Raw genomic sequence first — 20,761 nt, forward strand, 5'->3', positions numbered from 1 at the left:
TGTAAATGTGGAACAACTTTATTATTTAGGTTGTCTATTAAGTATTAAAGCATGAAGAAAGGAATAATCAATATGAAAAGTTACTAGCAAGCCTATGTGTAAAATATAATATGAGTCACATTGCAAGCGACAAAAAACAAGTGAGAAAAAAGGAAGGGAGATTTATCAATTACGCGGCTATACAAAAAGGAATTAATACTTACAAAGATTTAGAAAAAAAGATAAGACACTATTTATAACCGAATAATGGTTTCAAATATATAGGGAACGTTTAAGTATTAGTGAGGAGTTCCGGAAGAATTATATGGAGGATTTATGAAAGAACAAAAAGGAAAGAAACAGAAGACATATATATCTATTCGGTTAAATATTATGTTCCTTTGCATATTTTTACTATTCTCAGCTATTATTATGCAGCTAGGGAAAGTACAAATTGTGGAGGGAGAGGCTTATAGGAACCAAGTGGAAAGTAGTCAAAATGCAATAACTAGTATTCCAGTTCCACGTGGACAAATTTTAGATCGAGAAGGGAAAACAGTCGTTAATAATAAACCTCTTCGCACAATTACGTATACAAGGGTAAAGGGGATTACGAGTGAAGCTATTTTAAAAACAGCAAAAGACTTGGCGGAAGTACTTGAAATGCCCGAACAAGACATAAATAAATTAACCGATATCGATAAAAAAGATTTTTGGATGCAGTTGAATTCGAAACGTGCGGAGACAAAGATTACTAAGAAAGATATAGAAACGTTTAAAGAAAAGGGTATAGAGGGAAAAGAGTTAGATAAAAAAATAGAAGACTTAAGACGAGGTCGCGTTACAGAAGTAGAATTGGCAGAATTAACAGCACAAGATTTAAAGGTGTTAGCTATTAAAAGTAAAATGAGTTCGGGTTATCAACTAACACCACAAATTATTAAAAAGGATGTAACAGATGAAGAGTATGCGCGGATAAGTGAAAACCTTGCGAAATTTCCAGGAGTAGATGCGACGGTTGATTGGGAACGTAATTATGTAAACGGAAATTTATTTCGTTCTGTATTAGGAAATATTACGAGTAGCGAAGAAGGTTTGCCAAAAGAAAATTTAGATTCTTACTTAGTACGTGGATATAACCGGAATGATCGTGTCGGAAAAAGTTATATTGAACAGCGATATGAAGATGTATTACATGGTACAAAAGAAGAAGTGAAAAATGTTACTGATAAAGCAGGAAACATTATAAACACCGAAATAATCTCTAAAGGAAAAAGTGGTAACAGTATAACATTAACGATTGATATGGAATTACAAAAGAAAGTGGAAGAAAGTATAGAGAAAAATTTGAGAGCTTTTAAGAGTTCTGAGCCGCTGCTCGATCGAGCTTTTGTCGTCATGACGAATCCAAATAACGGACAGGTTTTATCTATGGCAGGCAAAAAGATTGTAGAAAAAGAAGGAGTACTAGAGATTGAGGATTTGGCATTAGGTAACATGACAACTTCGTATGAGCTAGGTTCTGCTGTAAAAGGTGCTACTTTATTAACGGGATATGAGACAGGAGCAATACATCCAGGAGATCAATTTTATGATGCACCGATGAAATTTAAAGGTACACAAGCCAAAAAATCATGGAATGTATCCGGATTTGGTAATATTAATGATTTACGTGCTTTGCAAGTATCTTCGAATGTATACATGTTCCAGACAGCTTTAAAAATTGCGGGAGTTAATTACGTACCAAATGGCTCATTGGACATTAAACAAGGAGCATTTGATACGATGCGCTATTATTTCAAGCAATTTGGTTTAGGTGTCCCAACAGGTATTGATTTACCGAATGAAATAATTGGACAAACGAGAAAAGTAGATAGTCAACCTGGTTTTTTACTAGATTTTTCTATCGGTCAGTATGATACGTATACGCCATTGCAATTAGCTCAATATATTTCAACGATTGCGAATGGTGGTTATAGAATGCAACCTCAAATTGTACAAGAAATACGAGAACAATCAATTAAAGAAGAGGTTGGTAAAGTTATTCGTTCTATAGAGCCTGTCGTATTAAATCGGATTGATATGAAGACAGAATATATTGATCGAATAAAAGAAGGGTTTAGATGGGTATTCCAAGAAGGGGATGGAACTGGCGTAAAGCATTTCAAAAATGCTCCATATAAACCAGCAGGAAAGACAGGGACAGCCCAAACTGTGTATGGTGGAGATGATCCAATTGGTAGAAATGCAAAAGGAGAACGTATGGAATGTTACAACTTAACGTTAGTTGGATATGCTCCATATGATAATCCAGAAATAGCATTCTCAGTAGTAGTTCCGTGGCTTCATAATGATAAAAGTGGAATTAATTCTATAATTGGAAAGGAAGTTTTAGATGCATATTTTGATTTAAAACAGCAACGTATACATGGTGAGGGTGCTAGTACAGATAGTCCTAATCAAAATTAGTAAAATTTGATTACTTTTCTCAGGGGAAGAGACCCTATTTTATATAAAGCATTTATAAGTAAAAAGATGAGGTGTGAAATAAGGGGTAGCGTCGATCATAGTTGCTACTCTTTATTTTGTTAATAACACCGATATTAGTTATAAAATTTTTTTAGATTGTGGAACAAATTTATTTCGGTGATTGTCTATTATATGTAAGTAAAAAAAGTGTTAAGAACTTGAAAGGAATGATGATTTTGAAAAATAAGAGGATGCTAAAAATAGGAATATGCGTTGGTATATTAGGTATAAGTCTTACAAGCTTAGAAGTTTTTAAAGGAGGGACATTGCAAGTTGAAGCGAAAGAAAAGACTGGACAAGTGAAACATAAAAATCAGGCGACGCATAAAGAGTTCTCTAAACTTGAGCAAAAATTTGATGCTCGATTAGGTGTATATGCGATTGATACTGGTACCAATCAAACAATCTCTTATCGACCTAACGAAAGATTTGCCTTCGCATCAACTTACAAGGCTTTAGCGGCAGGAGTATTACTACAGCAAAACTCAATTGATACATTAAATGAAGTTATCAAATTTACGAAAGAGGACTTAGTGGATTATTCACCAGTTACAGAGAAACATGTAGATACTGGAATGACACTAGGAGAAATTGCGGAGGCTGCTGTTCGTTACAGTGATAATACTGCAGGGAACATTTTATTTCATAAAATAGGCGGACCGAAAGGATATGAAAAAGCGCTTAGAAAGATGGGGGATCGGGTTACTATGTCTGATCGCTTTGAAACAGAGTTAAACGAAGCTATTCCAGGAGACATTCGTGATACTAGTACAGCAAAAGCAGTTGCTACGAATCTTAAAGATCTTACGGTCGGAAATGCGCTTCCGCATCAAAAGCGTAACATTCTTACAGATTGGATGAAAGGGAATGCTACAGGAGACAAACTTATTCGTGCAGGCGTGCCAACTGACTGGGTAGTTGCAGATAAATCAGGAGCTGGAAGTTACGGGACAAGAAATGATGTTGCTATCGTTTGGCCACCAAATAGATCACCCATTATCATCGCAATTTTATCTAGTAAAGATGAGAAAGAGGCTACCTATGATAATCAACTCATTGCAGAGGCGGCTGAAGTTGTCGTTAATGCTTTTAAGTGATAATCTCTCAATTCTTTATGTAATGTAATTGAAAATATGAACTTGGAAAGCGATTCTTTTTAATGTGAAAAGAATCGCTTTTTTGTATTTCTAATACATTTATAATCCAGGTAACAAAAGAATTAAATATATTATATGTAGTATTACCAATAGCTATATTGGTTAAGATTCCTATGAAGGCACTTCCTATGATATCAAATGGATAATGATGGTCTAGCCAGATACGTGAAAAAACTAAGAACCGCATGATTGAGGCAAATAGACGTTCACGAAGTAAGACGGAGGTCGCTAAGGCAAATGCTAAGACTTTATGTTTACTAGGAAATGAGGAATTATTCTGTGATGGGATAAGTAAACGCACACGATGTATAACAAATGGACGAGGTTTAAAATAAAAGAGCTGGGTAAAGCGGTTTATAAATAATGCGAATCCTACTGATACCCCTGCAAATAAAATAAATTTTTTGTAGGAATTGTTTCTAAACCACATTAAGGTTAATAAGAAAATGTACAGGAATCGAGTCTTTTGTGAAATAAATATCATAAATGTATCCAAAATGTTGAGTTACGACCAGCTAGACGATTGATAGCCCTAAACATCTTATAATTGATGCAGATGCTCTCTAAATAATCAGTTAAATATTTTTCTACTGGTGTTTCATCAAGGCTAATTAATTTGTAAATATGAAGTACTACGCTAAAAGATAGAAATACTTACAAATTTTAAAAGAATTCCTTTTGTGTACCAAGAAGTAAAATATTTTTATGATAAAATATAGAAAAAGATGATTAAGAAGGGATAATTAAAGTGAAACCAACAATTTATGATGTTGCGGAAAAAGCAGGTGTATCAATAGCGACTGTATCCAAGGTAATTAATCAAACTGGACGTATTAGTGAAAAAACAATAAACAAAGTAAATCAGGTAATGGATGAACTAGATTACCAGCCAAGTAGTGTAGCGGCAGCGTTAACAGGTAAAAAAACATATACGATTGGGGTACTTGTCCCAGATATCTCAAACCCTTTTTTTGCAGAAGTAGCAAGAGCATTTGAAAATAGTGCACGAGAATCAGGGTATACACTCATTTTATGTAGTACAGACCATCAAACAAAACGTGAGCACGAATACATTGATTTATTATTTAAAAAGCAAGTAGATGGCATTATTATTGCAACGGAACTAAACGATTATAAACTTGTAAAAAAAATCGTGAACCGAGATTTGCCACTTGTTTTATTCACTGTAGATCATCCTTCCATCACGACTCATGTTGTGACAACTGATGATATGAGGGGAGGTTATCTAGCTGGAAGTTATCTAACGCAGAAAGGCCATACATCTTTAACAATTATGATGGAGAAGGATAGGAAAAGTAGCTTAGGGAGATTGAATGGTTTCAAACAAGCTCTTACGGATTCAGCGATTTCGTTAGATGATGATGCTATTATTAGTTGCTATTCGACAGTGGAAGATAGCAAACGTGCAAGTAAAGAGTTACTTAATTTACCTAACAGACCTACAGCGGTTTTTGCTTGTACAGATTTGATTGCTATATGCCTTATGAATGAAGCAAGAAAACAAGGGCTTTCAATCCCTGAAGATTTATCGATTATCGGATTTGATAATACAATCTACGCTGAGATTGCAGATCCAGGGTTAACGACGATTGAACAGCCAATTACACAAATGGCAGCCTGTACGTTTGAACAACTCTTAAAAACGATGGAAATGAAGGAGCATGCTAAGCAAAAAATTACAATTATTCCTCAGTTAGTAGAGCGATTCTCAGTAAAGAGTATTACATGATAGTTTTTTTCAAATCTATTTGAATGTAACAAAAGAAGGTCATCGTAACTAAGTATAGTTAGGATGACCTTCTTTTATATTTAGGATTTATACAGAGAATTGCTCACTGCTTTTCGTATTTAAATCCTGTTCCATCTCATTTTCCTTTGGAATAGTAAGGAAATGAGTTAAAAATGCACCAAAGAAATACAAACCAGCAAAGATCCACATCACGCCGCCAACACCTAATGGCCCGATGAAGGCAGTTACTACTAATGGTCCAACAAATGCTGATAATCCTGAACCTAAATTTAAGACAGACATTGCAGCTCCTTTATTTTCAGGAGATAAAGATGGGACTAAGGCTGTAAGAGGTACATAACCGGCAAGTGTTGCTCCATAGCAACAGGCAACAAATAATATTGCCCAATAATTATGTCCTACCATTTGTGGTACATAATAGAGTGCAAGAGTTACAATACCGCAACCGACTCCTCCGAACCATTTAATTGTATTTACCCAACCAAACTTGTCTCCAACAATACCAAAAATAATATTAAACACCATATTTACAAAGAACAGAGTACCCCAAATTTGAAGCCATTCAGTCATCGTAAAATTATATTTCATCATATAGGTAGGAAGGAAAACAACGAACCCAAACTGAGCCGCCGAGTTAATAATTTTAACAATACCACCTATACCAACTTTAGGATTTTCAAATGCGATGGTAATGCCTTTTAGTAATTCGCTTGATTTGTTAGCGCTTACGGTTTGTGCTTTAAATCTGTCTTTATTTACAACAATTGAGAACAATCCCCCGACGACAACAAAAATTAAAGCACTCCATAATGTAGCGATTTCTCCGATTTTTGGAACCATATAACTAGAATAAAAGGCTCCTATCACACTAAGTCCTAGCTGGAATACGAACCAGAACCAGCCAACTGCTCTTGAAAGCATTTGTTGAGGAGTACTGTAAGATACCCAAACTAGGAAAGAATAAGCAAATAAGGGATAACCAAACCCTCGTAGGGCATAGCAAATTAATATTACGGGATAATTCATATGTTGAATTCCTATACCGATGAAACCAATTGATCCTAAAATAAATGATACTACACCAAATGTCATGACTTTTCTTGGTCCCCACATTTGTACAAATACCCCTGAAAACCAAGAAGAAGCAGATACAGTAATACCGTAAATAGTAAACAAAAATGCAGCATGTTCTAGCGTTAGTCCTTTTTCAACGAGATAAGGGGATAACCATCCCTGTTCTAACCCGTCCCCAATCATAAAAACGATAATTCCTAAGTATCCCCAAGTTAAATTAGAAGGGATACCAATCTTGTCCATAAATGTTTTGTTTGAACTAATAGCGTTCATTCTCCCACCACCGATAAGTTATTTTTGGTTAAGCGCTTAATTCTTTTTGATAAAAAAAGTATACGCTTACATTATGAGGTCGTCAATTAAATTTTTTGACAATTTACAACTTTCTTTTATAGAAACATTCTATTTACTTATTGGAGAATAAAGTAATGGTGAATATGAAAAGAATGGCATACCTTATAGATGGGGAATTACTATTTAAAGAGCTTGGTTTTCTTTGTTATATCAGTATTTTAAAAGAATATATTTGTAGCTTTTTAGAGTGTTTATTCTAATTTTTTTTTATGTAATACGTATATTGAGGGAATGTAAAATTCGGATGAAAAGAGTAGTATTCAAAAAAATAAAAATGTTTTCAATTTAGAATCAAATGTGTATAATGAAGAAAATAGGGAAAGCGCTTAACTTAATTTAATACGCTAAACCCTATAGACTTTCATTTCGTTCTTAAATTTTAATATAGAGGGAGAAATCATATGAACGTTTTAACAATTGGGATTATTGGTGCTGGACGAATTGGGAAACTACATGTTGATAATTTGCAACTTATGCCACAAGTGAAAATTAAAGCGATTTCAGATGTAGTAATTAGTCATCTAGAAAAGTGGGCTCAAGATAAAGGGATTTCCACTCTGACTACAAACTATCAGGACTTATTAACTGATCCAGAAATTGATGCTGTCTGTATTTGTTCACCAACAAATACACATGCGCAAATTATTAAAGAAGCGGCTCTTGCGAAAAAACATATCTTCTGTGAAAAGCCTGTTAGTTTCTCAGTAGAAGAAACATTAGATGCGTTAGAAGTGGTGAAAGAACAGGGGGTATCACTTCAAGTAGGTTTTAATCGTCGTTTTGATCCGAACTTCAGGAAAGTTTATGATCTTATTCAACAAGGAGAAGTGGGACAGCCACATATTTTAAAAATTACGTCACGCGATCCAAAACCGCCAAGTATAGAATATGTTCGCTCTTCAGGCGGATTGTTTATGGATATGATGATTCATGATTTTGATATGGCTCGTTATGTGATGAATAGTGAAGTCGTTGAAGTATTTGCATATGGAACAACATTAATTGATCCATCCATTCAGGAAGTAAATGATGTTGATACTGCAATTGTCACACTAAAATTTGCGAATGGAGCCTTAGGGGTAATTGATAATAGCCGCCAAGCTGTTTATGGATATGACCAGCGTGTGGAAGTATTTGGTGAAAAAGGCGCGGTTGCTGCGGATAATTGCTGTCCGACAACAGTTCAAGTGTCAAAAACAGAAGGTGTTGTAAAAGATAAGCCGCTTTATTTCTTCTTAGAACGTTACACGCAAGCTTACATTGAGGAAGTAACACAATTTACAAAGTCAATTATAGAAGGCCAAGCTGTTATTTGCAGTGGTAATGATGGGTTACAAGCGGAGCGAATTGCGAAAGCTGCGAAGGAATCCTTACTAACAGGAAAACCTGTTCAAATTGAACATAAGCAGCCTGCATTAAATTAATACAGAGAGCACTTACTTTTAGATAGATAAAGAGTAATGAATAGTAGGTTTATAAAAATATGAACCATATCATTCATTCTTTCATAAAGCATGGGAGGTAGTAATAATGAATCCACTTATTTTTAAAGAAAATTGTCCATTGGATCTAATTGCAGTTGGACGTTTATGCGTTGATTTAAATGCCAACGAAACACAACGTCCTATGGAAGAAACAAGAACGTTTACTAAATATGTGGGAGGATCTCCTGCGAATATTGCGATTGGTGCAGCACGTCTTGGCTTACAAACAGGCTTTATCGGTAAAGTGTCCGATGATCAAATGGGCCGCTTTATTACTGGGTACCTGAAGGACAACAATATTAATACAGATCAGATATGTATTGATCGCACTGGTGCGGTGACAGGTCTAGCTTTTACAGAAATTAAAAGCCCTGAAGATTGCAGTATTTTAATGTACCGCGACAATGTCGCAGATTTAAACCTTGATCCAACAGAGGTATCTGAGGACTATATTAAACAATCGAAAGCTCTCTTAATTTCAGGAACAGCTTTAGCAAAAAGCCCTTCTCGTGAGGCGGTGTTTTTAGCGCTAGAATATGCCCGTAAGCATGAAGTAGTTGTATTTTTTGATGTGGATTACCGCCCTTATACATGGCAGTCAGAAGCTGAAACAGCTGTGTATTATAATCTAGCGGCTGAAAAATCTGATGTCATTATTGGAACGCGTGAAGAATTCGATATGATGGAAAAACTATTAAACTACGAACAATCTAATGACCAAGTTACGGCTGAAAGATGGTTTTCTTATCATGCGAAAATTGTCGTAATTAAGCATGGCGGGGATGGTTCAATCGCTTATACGAGAGACGGTCAATCTCACCGCGGCGGTATCTTTAAGACAAAAGTGTTAAAGACGTTTGGCGCCGGCGACTCGTATGCTTCTGCGTTTATTTATGGCCTAATGCAAGGGCTTGAGATTCCTCAAGCGATGCGATTAGGTGGTGCTTCTGCTTCAATCGTTATTTCTAAACATAGTTGTTCTGATGCAATGCCAACAAGGGCAGAGATTTCTGCATTCATGGAAACGGCTGAGGAATTGAGTATAGAAAAACCTCATGAATCAATAATCAAGTAAGAGCGTATCCTATTGACGCTACTACATTACATAAAAGGGAGAGAATGAATATGACAGTACAAACAGCACAAATTGTAAAAAACTACATTGGCGGCGAATGGGTAGAATCCATTTCAACTAAGATGGAAGCTGTATATAATCCTGCAACAGGAGAAGTAATCGCTCAAGTACCACTTTCAACAAAAGTAGATGTTGAACAAGCTGTATTAGCAGCAAATGAAGCGTTCAAATCTTGGTCTAAAACTGCTGTACCAAAACGCGCTCGTATTCTATTTAAATATCAACAGTTACTAGTAGATAACTGGGAAGAGTTAGCGAAACTAATTACGATTGAAAACGGAAAAAGCTATAGCGAGGCTTACGGTGAAGTTCTTCGTGGTATTGAGTGCGTGGAGTTTGCAGCGGGTGCTCCTACATTAATGATGGGAAAACAGCTACCTGATATTGCAACAGGTATTGAGTCTGGTATGTATCGTTACCCAATTGGTGTTATAGGAGGCATTACACCTTTTAACTTCCCAATGATGGTTCCATGCTGGATGTTCCCACTTGCAATTGCTTGTGGTAATACTTTTGTATTAAAACCTTCAGAGCGTACACCACTTCTAGCAGCAAGATTAGCAGAATTAGCTGAAGAAGCAGGCTTACCAAAAGGGGTATTAAATATCGTAAATGGCGCTCACGATGTAGTAAACGGTCTTCTGGAACATAAATTAGTGAAGGCAATTTCATTTGTAGGTTCTCAGCCTGTGGCAGAATATGTATACAAAAAAGGAACAGAAAACTTAAAACGCGTGCAAGCATTAGCAGGTGCGAAAAACCATTCCATTGTATTAAATGATGCGAATCTTGAATTAGCAACAAAGCAAATTATTAGTGCTGCGTTCGGTTCAGCTGGTGAGCGTTGTATGGCTGCTTCTGTTGTAACAGTAGAAGAAGAAATTGCTGATCAATTAGTTGAAAGACTCGTAGAAGAAGCAAATAAAATCGTAATCGGCAATGGTCTTGATGAAGATGTATTTTTAGGACCAGTTATTCGTGATAACCATAAAGAGCGTACAATTGGTTACATCGATTCAGGTGTAGAACAGGGAGCTACATTAGTTCGTGATGGACGCGAAGATGCGGCTGTAAAAGGAGCTGGCTACTTCGTTGGCCCAACAATTTTTGACCATGTTACAAAAGAAATGAAAATCTGGCAAGATGAGATTTTTGCTCCTGTTTTATCCATTGTTCGTGTGAAATCATTAGATGAAGCGATTGAAATTGCGAATGAGTCTCGCTTTGCGAATGGAGCTTGCGTCTATACAGATAGCGGGGCAAGTGTACGTCAATTCCGTGAAACAATTGAATCAGGTATGTTAGGTGTAAATGTTGGGGTTCCAGCACCAATGGCATTCTTCCCGTTCTCTGGCTGGAAAGACTCTTTCTATGGTGATCTTCACGCGAATGGTACGGATGGCGTTGAATTTTATACTAGAAAGAAAATGCTTACATCTCGTTGGGAAAAGTAATCATTAAAAGAGAAGTAGAATTTCTCTAGTTGCTTGTAAGCGAAAGTAACGGAAGTAGTAAAACATAAGAAGGAAGTATTAGGAGTCTATCAAATTCCTGATACTCCTTTTTCATATGCAGAATGACTGATAGAGATAGAGAGGAGCATACAAAATGCAAACTGTTAGAATGACGACGGCACAAGCATTGGTGAAATTTTTAAATCAGCAGTACGTAGAGTTTGATGGAGAGCAACAAAAGTTTATTAAGGGAATCTTTACGATTTTTGGTCATGGAAATGTAGTAGGCCTAGGTCAAGCTTTAGAAGAAGATGCAGGGAAATTAGAAGTATATCAAGGGAGAAACGAACAAGGTATGGCAAATGCTGCGATGGCCTTTGCTAAACAAAAACATAGAAAACAAATAATGGCTTGTACTTCTTCTATTGGTCCTGGATCAGCAAACATGATTACCTCTGCAGCAACAGCTTCTGCAAATAATATTCCCGTTTTATTACTTCCAGGAGATGTATTTGCAACGAGACAACCTGATCCTGTTCTTCAACAAATTGAACAAACGCATGATTTATCTATTTCTACGAATGATGCTTTTCGTGCAGTAAGTAAGTACTGGGATCGGATAAATCGTCCTGAACAATTGATGACTGCTATGATTCAAGCCATGCGTGTTTTAACGAATCCGGCAGATACAGGAACTGTAACAATTTGCTTACCACAAGATGTCCAAGGGGAAGCATGGGATTTTCCAAGTTACTTCTTCGAAAAGCGTGTTCATCGTATTGAACGTCGCCTACCTACAAAAGCAAGCTTAGTGGATGCGGTTGAAATGATTAAAAGAAAGAAAAAGCCAATTATGATTTGCGGTGGTGGTGTAAGGTACGCGGGAGCGGCAGAGGAACTGAAACAGTTTGCTGAGACATTCCGCATTCCATTTGGAGAAACGCAAGCTGGGAAAAGCGCGATAGAAAGCAATCATCCATATAATCTTGGCGGCATTGGGGTAACTGGAAATTTAGCAGCTAATACAATTGCAAAGGAAGCGGATCTTGTTATTGGAATTGGGACGAGATTTACTGATTTTACAACGGCATCTAAGCAATTGTTTCAGAATGAAGAGGTTGAGTTTTTAAACATCAATATTTCAGAATTTCATGCGAACAAGCTTGACGCATTGAAGGTTATAGCAGATGCAAAAGAAGCACTTCTTGCTTTAATAGATGAACTGCAAGTAATTGATTATCGATCTAGTTATACGGTAGAAATTGCTGATGCAAAAGAGGCTTGGGAAACAGAATTATCACGTCTACATAATATTCGCTTTACAGGTCAAGATTTTACGCCAGAAGTTGAAGGTCATTTTGATGAGGATTTAAATGAGTATGTAGACGTACTTGGTACACAATTAACACAAACTGCAGTTATCGGACAAATCAATACATTACTTGATGAAGATGCAATTATCGTTGGGGCGGCAGGAAGTCTTCCAGGTGATTTACAAAGAATGTGGGCAGCAAGAAAACCTAATACATATCACATGGAGTATGGATACTCTTGCATGGGTTATGAGGTTGCTGGTGCACTTGGTGCCAAGCTAGCTGAACCATCGAAGGAAGTATATGCAATGGTAGGGGATGGAAGTTACCAAATGCTGCATTCTGAGCTTGTCACAAGTCTTCAAGAAAACAAAAAAATTAACGTCTTATTGTTTGATAACTCCGGATTTGGCTGCATTAATAACTTACAAATGGGCAACGGAATGGGCAGCTTTGGAACAGAATTTCGCTACCGAAACCAAGAAACTCGTAAATTAAATGGGGCTATTATGAAAATAGATTTTGCAGCAAGTGCGGCTGGATATGGCGTGAAAACATATCATGTTACATCGATAGAACAACTACAGGAAGCGCTTATAGATGCACAAAAACAAACGGTTTCAACATTAATTGATATTAAAGTATTACCAAAAACAATGACAAATGGATACGATTCATGGTGGCATGTAGGTGTTGCAGAGGTATCTAATAATAAAAGTGTACAAGCTGCGTACGAGGATAAAATAAGTAACCTGCAAAAGGCAAGATCTTATTAGATTGAGGCACAAAGAGGGCTTTTTATCTACATGTATATTGTTTAGGAAGCTCTCTTTTTAACGAGCGGATAAGAGAATTTAGAGAAACTCTATAACATTTTACAAAGAGGAGAGACAAGGGGATGTTTAAAGAAAATACAATCAAGCTTGGGATTGCACCGATTGCTTGGACAAATGATGATATGCCAGAGTTAGGCGCAGAAAATACGTTTGAACAATGTGTTAGTGAGATGGCACTTGCTGGATTTAATGGAAGTGAAGTAGGCAATAAATATCCGAGAAATACGGTTATATTGAAAAAGTCTTTGGAATTACGAAATCTGGAGATTGCTAGCGCATGGTTTAGTGCCTTCTTGACAACGAAGCCGCTTGAAGAGACGGTACAAGCATTTATTAAGCATAGAGATTTCTTGCATGATATGGGTGCAAAAGTCATCGTTGTTTCAGAGCAAGGGCATAGTATTCAAGGTTTAATGGATGTACCACTATTTAAAAATAAGCCTGTTTTTACAGAAGAAGAGTGGAATAAGCTTGCGGATGGATTACATCATCTCGGTAAATTAGCTCAGGAAAAAGGGCTACATATTGTATACCATCACCATATGGGTACGGGTGTTCAAACAACAGAAGAAATTGAAAAGTTAATGGATATGACGGATCCAGAACTTGTATCCCTGCTTTTTGATACAGGTCATCTTGTTTTTTCAGGAGAAGAGCCACTTTATATTTTGAAAAAATATTTACCTCGCATTAAACATGTACATTTAAAAGATATTCGCCAGGAAGTAGTAGATGCTGTAAAGGAAAACGAACTAAGCTTCTTGCAGGCAGTGAAGAATGGGGCATTTACAGTCCCTGGGGATGGTGTAATTGGATTTGATGAAGTGTTTACTATCCTTGCAAACTCTGATTATCAAGGGTGGTTTGTGGTAGAAGCAGAGCAAGATCCAGCTTTAGCGAATCCTTTTGAATACGCATTAAAAGCCCGAAAATTTATACAAGAAAAAGCAGGTCTGTAATTTAAGTATTTTAAGATTATCCCTAAGTAAATGGTATGGTAATCAACATGTCTTCTTACAAAAGGGGTAAAAAGACGTGACGGTTGGTTTTACATTTAATAAATAATATTGAAATAGGGGAGTATGTAATGCCATTAGTTCAAATGAAAGATATTTTAATTAAAGCAAATCAAGAGAATTATGGGGTTGGAGCTTTTAGTGTCGCTAATATGGAAATGGTTATGGGAGCTATTAAAGCAGCAGAAGAGTTACGTTCTCCCCTTATTCTACAAATTGCGGAAGTTCGTTTGAATCATTCGCCAATTCATATGATTGGTCCTTTGATGGTTGCTGCGGCGAAAAATGCGACTGTCCCAGTAGCAGTTCACTTTGATCACGGTATGACGTTTGAAAAGATTAGAGAGACGTTAGAAATTGGTTTTAGTTCAGTTATGTTTGATGGCTCGCACTATCCATTAGAAGAGAATATTAAAAAGACAAAAGAAATTGTAGCGCTCGCAAAACAATACGGAGCGACGGTAGAGGCTGAGATTGGCAGAGTAGGTGGTAGTGAGGACGGATCAGAAGATATTGAAATGTTGCTGACAAGCACTACAGAAGCAAAACGATTTGCTGAAGAAACAGACGTAGATGCGTTAACTGTTGCAATTGGAAATGCGCATGGTATGTACAATGGCGATCCTAATTTAAGATTAGACCGCCTACAAGAGATTAATGAGGTAGTCCATATCCCACTCGTTTTACATGGTGGCTCTGGCATTAGTCCAGAGGATTTCAAGCGATGTATTCAACATGGTGTTGGAAAAATTAATGTAGCAACAGCCACATTTCAGAATGTAATTAATGCGGTTAACACTGCCGCCCTAAATACTCCGTATTCAGATTATTTTATGTATCACCAGGATGCTATTGAGGCTGCATACGAAAACGTTAAAAGTCATATGCAAATATTCGGAAGTGAAAATAGAGCATAATCAGAAAAGCTTTCTTCATTGATAGTTAGAAGAAACTCGGAATATAGTGAACTGACAAAAGTAGAGAATGATTGAGTAGCTATTTTATAAAAGGAGGAGAAAGCCATGTTAGGAAAATTAGGTGAATTAAATGAAGGATATAATGTATTAACAGAAATGAACGGTCAATGCAGTGATATGTTAATGGATATAGGCATATATAAGATATCTAATGGAAAAGAAGAATTGCTATTTGATAATAAAAATGAAACGGCAGTACTTTTACTAGAAGGGACAATACGTTTAGAGTGGGAAGGAATGGAACAAGTTATTCAAAGACAGTCTGTGTTTGAAGAAAATCCTTGGTGTTTACATGTATCTAAAAGTGTGAAGGTTACCATTACTGCTCTTTCAGATAGTGAAGTGCTTGTTCAAAAAACGGATAATGATCAAGAATTTACTTCTAAGTTATATACCCCAAATGAGTGTCAAAGTGTTGTGGCTGGAGAAGGAGTATGGGAGGGCACTGCACAGCGTGTCATTCGTACGATTTTTGATTATAACAATGCAGTATATTCTAATATGGTAGTAGGAGAAGTTATTTCTTATCCAGGGCGATGGTCCAGTTATCCACCACATCACCATGATCAACCGGAGGTATATTATTATCGCTTTAATAAGCCACAGGGATTTGGATGTGCAATGGTTGGTGAGGATGCATATCGCGTTGTACATAATAGCTTTATTACAATTCCGGGTGAGTTAGACCATCCACAGGCAACCGCGCCTGGATATGCCATGTATTTTTGTTGGATGATTCGACATCTTGAGAATAATCCATGGAATGATCGTATTATGGAGGAAGACCACAAGTGGTTATTAGAACCAAAAGCGAAAATTTGGCCAGAAAAGGAATAGATGAAAATAAAGGTTTCTGGTGCAAAAAAATTTGAAAAGCTGAATCGTAGGTGATTGAAAGATTTGTATACGTAATAACCCCTAACAGGTTTCAGTTTTAAACTAAGAAATTGAATTTTATCAATCCGTGTTTTTCTTTTACATATATAGAATAAAAAGGTTATCAAATGCCGAGCGAAACTCTCAGCAGATGATAACCTTTTTAAGTAGTGTTATACCCTTACAAAATATATTATTGAGCCACTCCAAATACATTGATTTCAGCCGCACTTGTCCACGGATTATTGTTTACCTCGCTTAATGCGCGTAGTCTAATATAACGACCTGTCTTGTTCGCAAAGCTAACTTCTTTCAAATTAGTATTATTTGCAAAAGCACCTATGGATACAGCTGTTCCCCAGTTCACTCCATCACTACTGACGTAAAACTCATAGTCCTTAATCGTTCCATTTATTTGACCGTCTTGCCTTGGTAAGTAGCTGAATTTGGAGAGATTATAGGTTGCACCTAAATCAATTTGAATCTCGTGCGGCATTGGAGCTACGGGGCTCCAGTTTGTATGCCAAAATGTGTCTTTGTTTCCATCAAAGGCATACGTACCTAAATTGTACCAATTATAGCTATCTACATATTTTAGTGTCCAGTTTGTTTGCGGAATCAAACTAGCTTCTTTTGTTGTGACTGCTACATTCATTGCAGAATTACTTGTACTTGTAGTTGTAATTGTTACTCCTGATTTTTCTCCCGTATAGGTATTACTATTCGGATTGGTGTCTGGACCAAAGGTAGCAGCATGATTTTGATTCGTGTAATAGAAAGGGTCTTGGTATTCACTAATGGATTGTTCTATATCAATGAAAGGATGAGAATCACTGGAATTATTATTCATGGATTCATCAATATGCCAAACCGCAATACCACCAGAATTAGTTGGTAAGCTCGCATCATAACCAACCTTTGCACGATTCTCAACTAAAAAATACGTATTATCCTTTAAAGGAACCTTTAACACATTATAGTTATTTGGGATTGCATTTAGAGTAAAATTGTTGCTCGTATTTACTACATTTGGCGTTACAAAGCCTAGTTTTACCTTGGACCAAGCATCCATATGATCTGGCGTAGTTCCATACTCTTCACCTGGAAGACTATTCCAAGCGCCGTTACCCATTATACTTAGACTACCCACACGGTTATTGTCGCCATATAGATCTGGAAGACCAAAAGAATGTCCTAACTCATGAGCAGGTATACCAATTGTCGCCATATGACCATATTGTTTTTCACCTTGCGCTGTATACATGCCTGATACTGTAACGCCATCGTGATTTGTATTAGGAGCATATGACTGATGTGCCCAAATATTTGGAAGTGGACCGCTACTAGCCTGTTCATTACCAGCAAAAACAGTTACAATGTAGAAACCATCTTTGGAGTCAATGATTTGATCATTATTAGTATCAAGACTAGCAAAATTCACTTGGGAATCAGCTTTAGCCAATGCATCTGTTATAACCGTTCCTGTGCTTTTTCCCGATGTACTCGGATGAGCGTAGTCTAATTTTATTTTAACTACCCCATCATTTTGCGTACCATATGTTTCGGAAGCTGGAGTGATTTGTACTTTTCCATTACTTACTTCATTATAGTAATTCTTTACTGACTTTTGATTTGTAGAAAAGAATTTATTACTCCAATCGTTATCGTTATATGCAATATCAACATCTGTAAACCCAATTAACAAAACAAGCAATTTTTTAGTTCCTAAAAGTGGAGTGACAGTCCCATCAATATTTTTTGGTGCTTCCTTTTGTAATTTATTCATGTACTCTTGTTTTTTCTTTGCTTGAGGGTTGTATTTCTTTATCCATTTGTTCAAATTGTTCTCATTTACCGCCATCGAAGGCTTCTTATCAATTTTATATTTTTTCCCAGTCGATTTCAGTTCATCTGATGTAAGCTCAGCATAATTCCAATATCCCTTCTGATCTTGTAAAAGTACGTCACCATCTTTTGTGCTTACCCAATGGAACCATTCATCACCATGTAACGTGCCCTCAAAAGATTCGCCTGACGGCTGCTTCATGTTGACAACTCTATCGTATGCTGGTGCCGCAAAAGCATTCGTTTCAACATACAAAACACAAATTAAAGAAAAAACGGATATGAACAGGATTTTAAAAATTCTTTGCATAAACCTTCCTCCTTTTCTATTGGTATGTGGAATATTCTGTAAATATCCAGGCTAGATTCATACATGGAATAGATCGACAGATACACCTGTATAACACTAACAGAATACCTTTAATTATAATTACAGGAAATTGAAAAAATGTTAATTTTTTATAAGATTAATGTTTTCTCAAGATTATTCAATAAAACAGGATTGATGAAAGTTACATGTGGAGTTCTGTCAAAAAGTGTGCTTTTTAGAATATATTTAACGGGTTTCCTAAATGCAATTTTAGAGGAATCTTTAGATGCGCCTATTACTTCGTTACAATTAGATGATCCACATCTCCATAAATCTTATGAAGATGATAAGTTATCGATTTTAGACCTATTAGCAACGCTAGATAATGGGACGCAAGTAAATATTGAAATTCAGCTTCGAAATACACATGATATGGTGAAGCGCGCCTTATATTACTGGAGTAAACTTTATACTTCCAAAATGCAAGAAGGAATGCCATATCGTTCACTTCGGAAAACTATTACCATAAGTAATTAGGAGTCAGTATAGCATATAGAAACAGTTCTTAGGAAGAAACTATTAGACAATTGAAATAAGCCTCTACTTTCACCATATTTAGTTTAAGAATTAGATTGTCCGATTTTTTTGAAACATAATTATAATAATTCAATTGCAACATCATAAGCGACCCAATTATTATATAGAAATACAAATTCAATGACTTGAATTCAATGTTTTGTTACGCTATAAATAGCTTGATTTGTTTTTAACTTAAACATATTAAGAGTACTTAATAATTTTTAGGAGGCTTTTTTGAATGAAGTTATGTAAGGCGAAAACCTGGTTACCATTATCTGCTGCAATGATTACAGTAGTATCAAATCCAGTAGAGACTGCGGCTTCAACGGTTTATACGGTTCAAAAGAATGATACCCTAGAAGCAATAAGTAAACAATATGAGGTGTCCGTACAATCACTTAAACAAGAAAACAATAAAGCAAATGATCAAATTAATATTGGAGAACGTTTAACAATTCCGATATCGTCAACTGCAAACAAATATGTTCAAAAAAATAATTCACCAGTTTCAACTAATACATATCAAGCAATTTACCAAGTGAAAAGTGGGGATACATTAAGTTCTATATCACAACAATATAAGGTTTCAATACAGTCCCTAAAACAAAACAATAACGTAGATGAAAACCATATTTTTGCCGGTCAGCACTTAAAGATTGATACTGGTATTTCATTACAAGAAGTGGACTTAATGGCCAGGTTAGTAAATGCAGAAGCAGGAGGAGAACCGCATGCAGGAAAGGTTGCAGTTGCAAAGGTAGTATTAAATCGTGCTAACGCAAATGGTTTTCCAAATACAATTACAGACGTAATTTATGAACCCATTAAAAATGGTTATGCATTTACTCCTGTTACAGACGGTAGAATTAATCAGCCTGCTACACAGGAAGCAAAAATGGCAGTAGAAGAGGCTCTCACTTCAAAAGGAACAAATTCTGATTGGCTTTATTTCTACAATCCAAAAACCTCGACTGATAAATGGATTACAACACGTCAAACCGTTGCACAAATTGGGAACCATCTGTTTGCTAAATAAAATAATCATACATTAATAGGTTTCCAATGAGATAAGGAGAGGTTATTTTTGCGTGTAGTTCATTCACTATTAGCAATACTAGCAGTTATATTTTTAATTTTTGCTGTTATTATTCACGAATATGTATTGGTGTTTTTGGTAGGGATTTGTTGCATGGTGATAGTGAGTTTTATAATTTCCAGTATACGTAATTGGAAAGAAAATAGAAAACGTATTTCTATCGTGTATTTTACTTGTGTATTAATATTATTGCTATTAACAATATATCTTTTGTTTGTCACTTTTTATACACGTTCCTTTGAATTTTAGTACTATTATCTAAGCTAACGCGGCTCAAAAATCAAAAAAATGATGAATTCCTCAAAAAATAACCAGCTCGATTTATCGAGCTGGTTATTACATCCAGAAATCCTCGAAATCTAAGCTGTAATTTTACTTTATGAAGATTATCCCCTTATTGAACTACTCCCACTGTTATCTCGTAAAGATGAGGGAAATTAATAGGTAAGGGGCTCAATAGAATTCTCACTTAATAGTAGGTTATGACTATAGTTATTGTGGTTAGAAGCCTTATCGCTTCATTCTTCCAATTGATACTTGCGGAAATCTCCCGATTATGGTGCGTACAACAAGAAGAGCAGCCCCATTTTCGTAGGGCTAGATTAGTAACGTCTTGGTTTGGATATCCATAACAAAAACATAATTGATTTAAAGCAAATGTTTCCGATAAGATAATGTTTTGTTTGCTATACCATTACGCTATCAAGCTAACAAAGAGATTAAAAATATTAAAGAGAAATTTTTAAAATGGAGGCGCTTTATCAGTAAGAGAAATATGTAATTATACATATTTCTTTTTTATAATGTTTTTATATGCAAAATCCTTTACGTATGCATTATCGATTATATTCAAAATGTCACAGGCCTTGATATGTCTGTAAAAACGTATCAAAATTTTACTTTAACACACACGGTATATAAATTTTTGATTGGGCAAATTCCTCTTTTTTAGGAAGAGTAAAAACATCTACTATAA

The 20,761-nt window shown here is 35.9% G+C and carries 13 protein-coding genes and 3 pseudogenes; 12 read left to right on the top strand and 4 right to left on the bottom strand.

Annotation, left to right across the window (positions count from 1 at the left end; genetic code table 11):
- The first annotated feature begins 315 nt into the window (after positions 1-315).
- Positions 316-2,448, top strand: coding sequence for a peptidoglycan D,D-transpeptidase FtsI family protein (locus AC2CGR_RS07490; RefSeq protein WP_484480698.1), 2,133 nt, complete (start codon positions 316-318; stop codon positions 2,446-2,448).
- Between the two features lie 230 nt (positions 2,449-2,678).
- A complete protein-coding gene (gene bla / locus AC2CGR_RS07495; RefSeq protein ID WP_416241370.1) occupies positions 2,679-3,605 on the top strand; it encodes a class A beta-lactamase Bla1 in 927 nt (308 codons plus the stop codon).
- A gap of 7 nt (positions 3,606-3,612) precedes the next feature.
- Here the strand turns inward: bla and AC2CGR_RS07500 are convergent.
- Positions 3,613-4,217 (bottom strand): annotated as a pseudogene (locus AC2CGR_RS07500) (undecaprenyl-diphosphatase).
- Positions 4,218-4,413: 196 nt separating this feature from the next.
- Between AC2CGR_RS07500 and AC2CGR_RS07505 the strand changes: the two are divergent.
- On the top strand, positions 4,414-5,415 hold the full coding sequence (locus tag AC2CGR_RS07505) for a LacI family DNA-binding transcriptional regulator (RefSeq protein WP_484480699.1): 1,002 nt from the start codon (positions 4,414-4,416) through the stop codon (positions 5,413-5,415).
- 87 nt (positions 5,416-5,502) lie between these two features.
- Here AC2CGR_RS07505 and AC2CGR_RS07510 read toward each other — a convergent pair whose 3' ends face one another.
- A complete protein-coding gene (locus tag AC2CGR_RS07510) occupies positions 5,503-6,783 on the bottom strand; it encodes an MFS transporter (RefSeq protein ID WP_270185202.1) in 1,281 nt (426 codons plus the stop codon).
- A 482-nt stretch (positions 6,784-7,265) separates the two neighbouring features.
- On the opposite strand from AC2CGR_RS07510, the gene iolG reads away from it, so the two are divergent.
- From iolG to AC2CGR_RS07545, 7 genes are all read left to right on the top strand, one after another.
- The gene (iolG, locus tag AC2CGR_RS07515; RefSeq protein ID WP_484480700.1) at positions 7,266-8,288 is read left to right on the top strand and encodes an inositol 2-dehydrogenase; all 1,023 of its coding nucleotides are present in this window, start codon (positions 7,266-7,268) and stop codon (positions 8,286-8,288) included.
- A gap of 106 nt (positions 8,289-8,394) precedes the next feature.
- Positions 8,395-9,423, top strand: a complete 1,029-nt coding sequence (gene iolC / locus AC2CGR_RS07520; RefSeq protein ID WP_071715828.1) for a 5-dehydro-2-deoxygluconokinase — start codon at positions 8,395-8,397, stop codon at positions 9,421-9,423.
- A gap of 50 nt (positions 9,424-9,473) precedes the next feature.
- Positions 9,474-10,937: a CoA-acylating methylmalonate-semialdehyde dehydrogenase gene (locus tag AC2CGR_RS07525; protein ID WP_000218127.1), complete on the top strand. Its 1,464-nt coding sequence runs from the start codon at positions 9,474-9,476 to the stop codon at positions 10,935-10,937.
- Between the two features lie 154 nt (positions 10,938-11,091).
- Positions 11,092-13,026, top strand: a complete 1,935-nt coding sequence (gene iolD / locus AC2CGR_RS07530; RefSeq protein WP_484480701.1) for a 3D-(3,5/4)-trihydroxycyclohexane-1,2-dione acylhydrolase (decyclizing) — start codon at positions 11,092-11,094, stop codon at positions 13,024-13,026.
- 122 nt (positions 13,027-13,148) lie between these two features.
- Entirely contained in the window at positions 13,149-14,045 is an 897-nt protein-coding gene (iolE, locus tag AC2CGR_RS07535; RefSeq protein ID WP_000471993.1) for a myo-inosose-2 dehydratase, read from the top strand.
- A gap of 128 nt (positions 14,046-14,173) precedes the next feature.
- Positions 14,174-15,019 (top strand): class II fructose-bisphosphate aldolase, encoded by an 846-nt coding sequence (locus tag AC2CGR_RS07540; protein WP_484480702.1) that lies wholly within the window; start codon positions 14,174-14,176, stop codon positions 15,017-15,019.
- A gap of 105 nt (positions 15,020-15,124) precedes the next feature.
- The gene (locus AC2CGR_RS07545) at positions 15,125-15,916 is read left to right on the top strand and encodes a 5-deoxy-glucuronate isomerase (RefSeq protein ID WP_000900819.1); all 792 of its coding nucleotides are present in this window, start codon (positions 15,125-15,127) and stop codon (positions 15,914-15,916) included.
- Between the two features lie 232 nt (positions 15,917-16,148).
- Here the strand turns inward: AC2CGR_RS07545 and AC2CGR_RS07550 are convergent, their stop codons facing one another.
- A complete protein-coding gene (locus tag AC2CGR_RS07550) occupies positions 16,149-18,110 on the bottom strand; it encodes a M6 family metalloprotease domain-containing protein (protein WP_484480703.1) in 1,962 nt (653 codons plus the stop codon).
- Between the two features lie 246 nt (positions 18,111-18,356).
- Here AC2CGR_RS07550 and AC2CGR_RS07555 point away from each other — a divergent pair.
- Positions 18,357-18,641: pseudogene (locus AC2CGR_RS07555) on the top strand (Rpn family recombination-promoting nuclease/putative transposase); the annotation flags it as partial.
- 286 nt (positions 18,642-18,927) lie between these two features.
- The gene (locus tag AC2CGR_RS07560; protein ID WP_042514451.1) at positions 18,928-19,725 is read left to right on the top strand and encodes a LysM peptidoglycan-binding domain-containing protein; all 798 of its coding nucleotides are present in this window, start codon (positions 18,928-18,930) and stop codon (positions 19,723-19,725) included.
- A gap of 529 nt (positions 19,726-20,254) precedes the next feature.
- On the opposite strand, the pseudogene AC2CGR_RS07565 reads toward AC2CGR_RS07560, so the two are convergent.
- Positions 20,255-20,479: pseudogene (locus AC2CGR_RS07565) on the bottom strand (IS200/IS605 family element RNA-guided endonuclease TnpB); the annotation flags it as partial.
- Positions 20,480-20,761 lie beyond the last annotated feature (282 nt).

Source organism: Bacillus sp. LSHTCR4, assembly GCF_057197025.1.